1 rRNA gene is annotated in these 2947 nt (G+C 53.3%); it reads right to left on the reverse strand.

The window, feature by feature from the left end:
* A 23S ribosomal RNA gene (locus CRO56_RS22370) occupies window positions 1-2930 on the reverse strand; the annotation flags it as partial.
* Window positions 2931-2947: the final 17 nt, after the last annotated feature.

Genomic DNA, 2947 nt, shown 5'->3' on the forward strand with positions numbered 1-2947 from the left:
GGTTAAGTCCTCGATCGATTAGTATCTGTCAGCTCCACACGTCACCGTGCTTCCACCTCAGACCTATCTACCTTGTCATCTTCAAGGGATCTTACTTGCTAAAGCAATGGGAAATCTCATCTTGAGGGGGGCTTCATGCTTAGATGCTTTCAGCACTTATCCCGTCCGCACATAGCTACCCAGCGATGCCTTTGGCAAGACAACTGGTACACCAGCGGTGCGTCCATCCCGGTCCTCTCGTACTAAGGACAGCTCCTCTCAAATTTCCTGCGCCCACGACGGATAGGGACCGAACTGTCTCACGACGTTCTGAACCCAGCTCGCGTACCGCTTTAATGGGCGAACAGCCCAACCCTTGGGACCGACTACAGCCCCAGGATGCGATGAGCCGACATCGAGGTGCCAAACCTCCCCGTCGATGTGGACTCTTGGGGGAGATAAGCCTGTTATCCCCGGGGTAGCTTTTATCCGTTGAGCGATGGCCCTTCCATGCGGAACCACCGGATCACTAAGCCCGACTTTCGTCCCTGCTCGACTTGTAGGTCTCGCAGTCAAGCTCCCTTCTGCCTTTACACTCTGCGAATGATTTCCAACCATTCTGAGGGAACCTTTGGGCGCCTCCGTTACCTTTTAGGAGGCGACCGCCCCAGTCAAACTGCCCACCTGACACTGTCTCCCGCCCCGATTAGGGGCGCGGGTTAGAATTTCAATACAGCCAGGGTAGTATCCCACCGACGCCTCCACCGAAGCTGGCGCTCCGGCTTCCAAGGCTCCTACCTATCCTGTACAAGCTGTACCAAAATTCAATATCAAGCTACAGTAAAGCTCCACGGGGTCTTTCCGTCCTGTCGCGGGTAACCTGCATCTTCACAGGTACTATAATTTCACCGAGTCTCTCGTTGAGACAGTGCCCAGATCGTTGCGCCTTTCGTGCGGGTCGGAACTTACCCGACAAGGAATTTCGCTACCTTAGGACCGTTATAGTTACGGCCGCCGTTTACTGGGGCTTCGATTCAAAGCTTCGCGTGAGCTAACCTCTCCTCTTAACCTTCCAGCACCGGGCAGGCGTCAGCCCCTATACATCGCCTTGCGGCTTAGCAGAGACCTGTGTTTTTGCTAAACAGTCGCCTGGGCCTATTCACTGCGGCTCTCTCGGGCTTTGACACCCTATCAGAGCACCCCTTCTCCCGAAGTTACGGGGTCATTTTGCCGAGTTCCTTAACGAGAGTTCTCTCGCTCACCTTAGGATTCTCTCCTCGCCTACCTGTGTCGGTTTGCGGTACGGGCACCTATCCCCTCGCTAGAAGCTTTTCTTGGCAGTGTGGAATCAGGAACTTCGGTACTATATTTCCCTCGCTGTCACAGCTCGAGCCTTCACGGTAAGCGGATTTGCCTGCTTACCAGCCTAACTGCTTAGACGCACATATCCAGCAGTGCGCTTACCCTATCCTCCTGCGTCCCTCCTTCGCTCAAACGGTGATGAGGTGGTACAGGAATATCAACCTGTTGTCCATCGCCTACGCCTTTCGGCCTCGGCTTAGGTCCCGACTAACCCTGAGCGGACGAGCCTTCCTCAGGAAACCTTAGGCATTCGGTGGAAGGGATTCTCACCCTTCTTTCGCTACTCATACCGGCATTCTCACTTCTAAGCGCTCCACCAGTCCTTACGGTCTAGCTTCACCGCCCTTAGAACGCTCTCCTACCATCCCCGTAAGGGGATCCACAGCTTCGGTGATACGTTTAGCCCCGGTACATTTTCGGCGCAGAGTCACTCGACCAGTGAGCTATTACGCACTCTTTAAATGGTGGCTGCTTCTAAGCCAACATCCTGGTTGTCTAAGCAACTCCACATCCTTTTCCACTTAACGTATACTTTGGGACCTTAGCTGGTGGTCTGGGCTGTTTCCCTTTTGACTACGGATCTTATCACTCGCAGTCTGACTCCCAAGGATAAGTCTTTGGCATTCGGAGTTTATCTGAATTCGGTAACCCGATGAGGGCCCCTAGTCCAAACAGTGCTCTACCTCCAAGACTCTCACACTTGAGGCTAGCCCTAAAGCTATTTCGGAGAGAACCAGCTATCTCCAAGTTCGATTGGCATTTCACCCCTACCCACACCTCATCCCCGCACTTTTCAACGTGCGTGGGTTCGGGCCTCCAGTAAGTGTTACCTTACCTTCACCCTGGACATGGGTAGATCACCTGGTTTCGGGTCTACGACCTCATACTCAATACGCCCTATTCAGACTCGCTTTCGCTGCGGCTCCGCCTCTTCAGCTTAACCTTGCATGAAATCGTAACTCGCCGGTTCATTCTACAAAAGGCACGCCATCACCCATAAACGGGCTCTGACTACTTGTAGGCACACGGTTTCAGGTTCTCTTTCACTCCCCTCCCGGGGTGCTTTTCACCTTTCCCTCACGGTACTGGTTCACTATCGGTCACTAGGGAGTATTTAGCCTTGGGAGATGGTCCTCCCAGCTTCCGACGGGATTTCACGTGTCCCGCCGTACTCAGGATCCACTCAAGAGGGAACGAAGTTTCAACTACAGGGCTGTTACCTTCTCTGGCTGGCCTTTCCAGACCACTTCATTTACCCCGTTCCTTTGTAACTCTATGTTGAGTGTCCTACAACCCCAAGAGGCAAGCCTCTTGGTTTGGGCTAATCCCGTTTCGCTCGCCGCTACTCAGGGAATCGCGTTTGCTTTCCTCTCCTCCGGGTACTAAGATGTTTCAGTTCCCCGGGTGTACCCTCATAACCCTATGGATTCAGGTTATGATCCTGCCCCATTACAGACAGGGGGTTTCCCCATTCGGAAATCTCCGGATCAAAGCTTACTTACAGCTCCCCGAAGCATATCGGTGTTAGTACCGTCCTTCATCGGCTCCTAGTGCCAAGGCATCCACCGTGCGCCCTTAACAACTTAACCTACGTTGCTGTGATTAG

This window comes from Bacillus oleivorans (assembly GCF_900207585.1).
In the GTDB taxonomy this organism is placed as follows: Bacteria; Bacillota; Bacilli; order Bacillales; family JC228; genus Bacillus_BF; species Bacillus_BF oleivorans.